6 protein-coding genes and 2 rRNA genes (1 of these 8 only partly in view) are annotated in these 6,042 nt (G+C 40.8%); 4 read left to right on the top strand and 4 right to left on the bottom strand.

Annotation, left to right across the window (positions count from 1 at the left end; genetic code table 11):
* From CAPGI0001_RS02640 to CAPGI0001_RS02625, 4 genes are all read left to right on the top strand, one after another.
* A 23S ribosomal RNA gene (locus CAPGI0001_RS02640) occupies positions 1 to 1,354 on the top strand; it begins 1,479 nt to the left of the window's first position.
* A gap of 163 nt (positions 1,355 to 1,517) precedes the next feature.
* Positions 1,518 to 1,626: ribosomal RNA gene (rrf, locus tag CAPGI0001_RS02635) — 5S ribosomal RNA — on the top strand.
* Between the two features lie 121 nt (positions 1,627 to 1,747).
* Positions 1,748 to 2,635, top strand: a complete 888-nt coding sequence (locus CAPGI0001_RS02630; RefSeq protein WP_081451910.1) for a hypothetical protein — start codon at positions 1,748 to 1,750, stop codon at positions 2,633 to 2,635.
* Between the two features lie 31 nt (positions 2,636 to 2,666).
* Complete coding sequence (locus CAPGI0001_RS02625) at positions 2,667 to 3,596, top strand: hypothetical protein (protein ID WP_002666169.1); 930 nt, start codon at positions 2,667 to 2,669, stop codon at positions 3,594 to 3,596.
* A gap of 1 nt (position 3,597) precedes the next feature.
* Here the strand turns inward: CAPGI0001_RS02625 and CAPGI0001_RS02620 are convergent, their stop codons facing one another.
* The 4 genes from CAPGI0001_RS02620 to CAPGI0001_RS02605 all read right to left on the bottom strand — a co-directional run bounded on the left by CAPGI0001_RS02620 (position 3,598) and on the right by CAPGI0001_RS02605 (position 6,016).
* On the bottom strand, positions 3,598 to 4,653 hold the full coding sequence (locus CAPGI0001_RS02620) for an isochorismate synthase (RefSeq protein WP_002666206.1): 1,056 nt from the start codon (positions 4,651 to 4,653) through the stop codon (positions 3,598 to 3,600).
* Positions 4,650 to 5,066, bottom strand: coding sequence for a PaaI family thioesterase (locus tag CAPGI0001_RS02615; RefSeq protein WP_002666210.1), 417 nt, complete (start codon positions 5,064 to 5,066; stop codon positions 4,650 to 4,652). The genes CAPGI0001_RS02620 and CAPGI0001_RS02615 overlap by 4 nt, the downstream gene beginning before the upstream one ends.
* Before the next feature lie 160 nt (positions 5,067 to 5,226).
* Positions 5,227 to 5,598, bottom strand: a complete 372-nt coding sequence (crcB, locus tag CAPGI0001_RS02610) for a fluoride efflux transporter CrcB (protein WP_002666356.1) — start codon at positions 5,596 to 5,598, stop codon at positions 5,227 to 5,229.
* 124 nt (positions 5,599 to 5,722) lie between these two features.
* A complete protein-coding gene (locus CAPGI0001_RS02605; protein WP_040359408.1) occupies positions 5,723 to 6,016 on the bottom strand; it encodes a J domain-containing protein in 294 nt (97 codons plus the stop codon).
* Between the last annotated feature and the right edge of the window lie 26 nt (positions 6,017 to 6,042).

Raw genomic sequence — 6,042 nt, 5'->3', positions numbered from 1 at the left:
GTTGCGTTGAAGGAGCTGTTATGGCTTTGATAGTACACTTAGGCTACGGTCGAGGTGATAATGCGTAGACAACGTTTCCAAGAAAAGCGAGAGATACTACCCGTACCGTAAACCGACACAGGTGATTGGGAAGAGAATTCTAAGGCGCTCGAGAGATTCATGGCTAAGGAACTAGGCAAAATAGACCTGTAACTTCGGGAGAAAGGTCGCCTATCGTAAGATAGGCCGCAGTGAAAAGGTCCAAGCGACTGTTTATCAAAAACACAGGACTCTGCAAAATCGAAAGATGAGGTATAGGGTCTGACACCTGCCCGGTGCTGGAAGGTTAAGAGGAGGGCTTAGCGTAAGCGAAGGTCTGAATTGAAGCCCCAGTAAACGGCGGACCGTAACTATACGGTCCTAAGGTAGCGAAATTCCTTGTCGGGTAAGTTCCGACCTGCACGAATGGTGTAACGATTTGGACACTGTCTCGGCCATGAGCTCGGTGAAATTGTAGTATCGGTGAAGATGCCGATTACCCGCAGTGGGACGAAAAGACCCTGTGCACCTTTACTACATCTTCGTATTGACCTTGGATAAGTGATGCGTAGGATAGGTGGGAGACTATGAATGGGGCATTCCGGTGCTTCAGGAGTCGTTGTTGAAATACCACCCTTTGCTTATCTGAGGCCTAACTCTCCTGTAGGGAGAGGACAATTCGTGGAGGGTAGTTTGACTGGGGTGGTCGCCTCCAAAAGAGTAACGGAGGCTTCTAAAGGTTCCCTCAGCACGCTTGGTAACCGTGCGTAGAGTGCAATGGCAAAAGGGAGCTTGACTGAGAGACCTACAAGTCGATCAGGTACGAAAGTAGAGCATAGTGATCCGGTGGTTCCGTATGGAAGGGCCATCGCTCAAAGGATAAAAGGTACGCCGGGGATAACAGGCTGATCTCCCCCAAGAGCTCACATCGACGGGGGGGTTTGGCACCTCGATGTCGGCTCGTCACATCCTGGGGCTGGAGAAGGTCCCAAGGGTTGGGCTGTTCGCCCATTAAAGTGGCACGCGAGCTGGGTTCAGAACGTCGTGAGACAGTTCGGTCTCTATCTACTGTGGGCGTTAGAAATTTGCGTGGAGCTGACTCTAGTACGAGAGGACCGAGTTGGACTAACCGCTGGTGTATGAGTTATTCTGCCTAAGGGTACAGCTCAGTAGCTATGTTAGGAAGGGATAAGTGCTGAAAGCATATAAGTACGAAACCCACCACAAGATGAGATTTCTTTTGAGGGTCGTGGGAGATGACCACGTTGATAGGTTACAGGTGTAAAGGTGGTAACATCAAAGCCGAGTAATACTAATAACCCGAAGACTTATTGTACAAACATTCTTTTTTAATGCGAAAGCATTACTCATAAATCATTTATTTGGTGTCTTATCCAATGTAGTCAATTAAGTGAAGGATGAAAGATTCATTATTCACTAAAAATATAAGTGTAGTGAGGGACTATTCACTTTTCGTTCTTCACTATTAACTAAAGACTTAAGGTGGTTATAGCGAAAGGTCTCACCTCTTACCATTCCGAACAGAGAAGTTAAACCTTTTAGCGCAGATGGTACTGCATTTTGTGGGAGAGTATGTCGCCGCCTTCTTATCAAAAACCGAATTATTCATAAGAATAGTTCGGTTTTTTTCTATTAATCATTGATTATTAATCATTAAACATCAATCATTGATCATTAACCACTGAATACTGAACTAATCAATGTAATTATGAATCATTTATCATCTCTAATTCTTCTGGTATTCTTACTTGTTGTTCTTGTTGCTTGTAATTCTACTGTCGAAAAGTCTCAGGAGGACAATAGTCAGGAATTGCAAAAGAGCAAAAAAGACACTTTTGAGAGGTCTTACTTTGAGGAACAGCTTGCTGATAGTCTTTTCCTTGAGAAAACTAAAAAGGAGGCGCTCCTTGAGATCGAAAAACGATTTAAGGGGAAAGATTTAGATTTTTCCTATGTGATAGAGGACAGTGATACGTGCTACCTCAGTGTTACTGTACGGATTAAGAAATACTTTGAGGATGAGGCGTATTATGCTATTATTAATACAAATATGCAAGGATGGGAGCATATAGATATCTATAAATTGGGAAATCAGGCTATAGAACATAAAATGTTCGGGAAGGATTATTATTCTCCTACGGATACGATTTTTGATGTCAATGGGGATGGAACTAAGGATTTTTTGGTGAAGAGTTACAAATTATCAGGCTGTTGTAGAGCAAATAATTATGATATCTATTTGTCTCCAGCTGCTAAAAAGGAGGTAGTAACAAGCCATATAGACTTGACAAATCCTACGTTCTATCCTCAAGAAAAACTCATCAGAGGGGTACAATATGGACACCCTGGTTGGACAGGACTTTATAAATATCGTTGGAGAGGAGAGCACTTAGATACTTTGGAGTATATTTATCCCTATCCTACTACTAAAGGACGTACTTTTATCAAAATGCATATCTCAACTGACTTTTCATATTACAGGGATGATATAAAAAAGGGTACGCGCCTCCCATCACTCCCTGAGGAATACAAAACAGTAGAAGACTTAGACTGGTTTCTCCTTTATGGAGAGGGAACATTTGGTACTGATTTTTGATTTATACTTGATAATTATACATGGCTTTTATATGAAAACCTATTTTTACCTTTTATTTTTGTTATCACTTTCTTTAGCAGCACAAACCAAGGATGCACAAAAGCGCTTGTACTATAATCCTATGGAGGGAGATCCTGCCTATGTTATGGGCAAGTATAAGCTGAAGTTACAGGGCTTCGAAGAGTCTTTTGATGTACTTGTAACCAAGCAGAATATGGTGAATTTTGCCAAGCAAAATCACTTCTCAGATACTATTCCCAAGCAGAATCCTAAGCTAAAAATACCTCATTATTACCTTACTTATTATCAAAAGAATGGAGAAAATCATTGGCAAAATACAATGATTTACTTTCTTGGAATGAAAATGGATGGGAAAGATGTATTACTGATCGCTACGATTAGTTCAGTCTCCGAGACGCCCTCTGAGGAGATTGATACAGAGATGCTCCAGCTGGTATTGGATAGGAAAGTTCCTAAAGAAAACTATATGGGAGGGCGTTCCTTTGATTTTCTTGGAAGAAAAGTACCCCTGATGGACGAATGTTATTGGACAGGGGTCAATATTGTACGTTGCCCCACCAAAGGGGAAATGAATTGGAGCTTGCATCCCACCTTAGCCGAGGCACAGCAGGCTATTACCCTACAGAAGAGATGGGCGATGATGATTCCTGTGCCAGAAAATCATACAATGAGCCTTCTGATGGAGCGGGATATCACTCTCTTCTTCGAAGGGAAGGAAACACGCGCTACAGAAATTATCTATAACGAACACTATCAACATCCTATCCTAAAGAGTCATCATAAGGATTACAAACTCTTTGTCTATTATATAGCCACAGAGGTCAGAGGGCAGGCGATTGCTTGTGTGATTAGCTATTATGATTATAATGAGCGGCTTGCTGATACAGGTTTGCCCGAATTTGTCTCTCAGTTTGTGCGATTGCCCAAATCTTCACGTTAGCTTATTGTAAGATACGTAGCATCGTTTGTGCTTTGTTTTCGGTTTCCTGCCATTCGCTCTCCTCTTGGGAGCCACTATTTACCCCACCTCCTACATATACAAATACCTCTTTGTCTGTAAGCTGGGTACACCGAAGATTGACAAATAGGTCTAAGGAATTTTTATGTTTGAAATCCACAAGGCCACAATATCCCGCATAGAACTCCCTTGGGTATCCTTCATTTTCTAAAAGAAACTGACGCGCCTTTTCCGTAGGGAAGCCACATACAGCAGGGGTAGGGTGCAGATTGTTTACAATTTGTTTTATTTTTGTATGAGGGGCTATTTTAGCCATGATTTCTGTACAGAGATGCCAGAGCCTACCGGCGCGTACCTCGTGAATTTTTCCAGTAGATAAATCGGTTGTATAAGGGGATAGTACCTTGATAATAGTATCGGTGACTACTTGTTGTTCTCTATACTCTTTCTCAGTCCATAAAGGTTTTTCTCCTTCGACAAAGGGTTTGGTACCCGCTAGCGACATAGTGCGAAGCTGGTTATCTTCTATTTTGACCAATGTCTCAGGGGTTGCCGCTACCCATTTGCCTATTTTAGGATGAGAAAAAGCATAGCAAAAAGCCGTAGGATAAGCCTGTACGAGGTCTTGAAAGTAAGTGAGAAGAGGCTTTGGAGCTTTGGTGTAGGCAATTCTTCGGGAGAGCACCACCTTTGTCAATTCTCCTTTGTCAATAGCCTTTAGGGCTTTGCCAAATAATGTCTGATACTCCACTCTTGCTGAGGGGGAGAGGATAGGAGAGGGGAGGGTATCCTTTTTTTCTTCACCGACAAAAGCCGTAGAAAAAAGATTGTCTTGCCTTAGTAGAAAAGACTCTATCCCCACGAAAGGGTGTATGACAAACCCTTTCTCGGTAAAGTCTTTTACCTTGTATAGATTCTTATCATTTTGAGAAATAAGATGGATTTGAGTATCGTTGGGATATTTGAACAATACAAAAGGTAGACCTTCAGCAGCTACTTCTTTAGCTTTTTGTAAGAAATCTTCAGGAGAAAGTATCATCTTTTCTTTACAATTATAGTTGTGTGCTTGCCGTAGGAAATGAGTTTGTTATCCTCATCAGTGATTTTGATATCCCAATGTTGTAGGGTACTTCCCTTATGGATTAGGGTAGCCTTGGCAAAAACTGTTTTCCCCAGAGCAGCAGGGCGGATGTGATTCATTGTGATATCGGTACCTAAGACCAATTGTTTGTCTGGATTGGCCAAGAGTACCGAGGCCATACTCCCCACCGTTTCGGCTAAGGCTGCAGAGGCACCGCCGTGTAGGATACCATTGATCTGGCAATTTTTCTCAGTAACAGGCATCTGCGCAATAAGGTAATCCTTGCCTACCTCAATAAAGGAAATCTCAAAGTTCTCCAATAAGGTATTTTTCCCAATGGCATTGGCCTGTTCTAATAAGTCTTCTTGCATAGTCGCTGAAATTTAGTGCAAAAATACGAAAATAATCACAAATAACTAATACTCATCTTCGAGGAATGTTTTCCCTTTTGCAGTGAGTTGTAGGGTAATGGCAACTATAAAAACGAGATATTCCTCTTCTTATTATCAGAGGCTATTTACTGCCTATAGTCTAAAATTGTCTCATTCCCCAAAAGCATGCTGTTAGTCCCAGTCCTACACTGCCTACTACGTAAAGAATTGTTTTTAGATATTCGTTTTGTTGTAATAACTGTATGGTTTCAAGAGAGAAAGTAGAAAAGGTGGTAAATCCTCCCAAAACGCCTGTCATCAGTAATAAAGGCAATACAGAGGCTGTAGTAGCTTTATGCTTGAAGTAGCTATACAGTAGCCCTATCAGAAAACAACCTAACACATTCACTACCATAATACCTATGGGGAATGCCCACTCACGCCCTACCTTACTAAAGGCTACCGAAAGTACATAGCGCAAAGCTCCCCCTACAAAACTCCCTAATCCTATGATTAATATTTCTTTTATCATTTTTTGATTTTTATAAAAACTTACAGATATGAGTTAGCCACTCGTGCCCTTATCAATTAGGCTTTGTCTTTTTACATTGCACTACTTGTCAGGTTGAGGGGGTGAAGAGCATATACAAAACACATTAACAACTCGCATCATTAGGAATATTATCTAATCTTTCCTTTATTTTAGCCTTCAATCTATTTAATATTTGTACATTTTCCTCTTCATATAGGCTGAGATCTATATGTTCTATATGATTTAAAGTATTTTCATTCCCTCTTAAGCCTATCCACTCCATAATAGAATGATATATTTCATGCTCATAACTTTCAGATACCTCTTGAAATATATCAATCATTCCGTTTATAGCTGAATTTTTATCAGTTTTGTATAACGCTACTAATTTCAAGTATTGCTTTTCTATGTCTGTCATAATTATTCTATTATAGGGATATGGTT

This window comes from Capnocytophaga gingivalis ATCC 33624, from assembly GCF_000174755.1.
GTDB classification, from domain to species: Bacteria; Bacteroidota; Bacteroidia; order Flavobacteriales; family Flavobacteriaceae; genus Capnocytophaga; species Capnocytophaga gingivalis.
Note: the sequence above shows the minus strand (reverse complement) of the source record. Positions and strands in the feature narration are given on the sequence as shown.

Coding starts and splice junctions, on each gene's coding strand:
- CAPGI0001_RS02620 (WP_002666206.1), bottom strand. CDS start 4,653: ATGATACTTTCTCCTGAAGATTTCTTACAAAAAGCTAAAGAAGTAGCT.
- CAPGI0001_RS02605 (WP_040359408.1), bottom strand. CDS start 6,016: ATGACAGACATAGAAAAGCAATACTTGAAATTAGTAGCGTTATACAAA.
- CAPGI0001_RS02630 (WP_081451910.1), top strand. CDS start 1,748: ATGAATCATTTATCATCTCTAATTCTTCTGGTATTCTTACTTGTTGTT.
- CAPGI0001_RS02625 (WP_002666169.1), top strand. CDS start 2,667: ATGAAAACCTATTTTTACCTTTTATTTTTGTTATCACTTTCTTTAGCA.
- crcB (WP_002666356.1), bottom strand. CDS start 5,598: ATGATAAAAGAAATATTAATCATAGGATTAGGGAGTTTTGTAGGGGGA.
- CAPGI0001_RS02615 (WP_002666210.1), bottom strand. CDS start 5,066: ATGCAAGAAGACTTATTAGAACAGGCCAATGCCATTGGGAAAAATACC.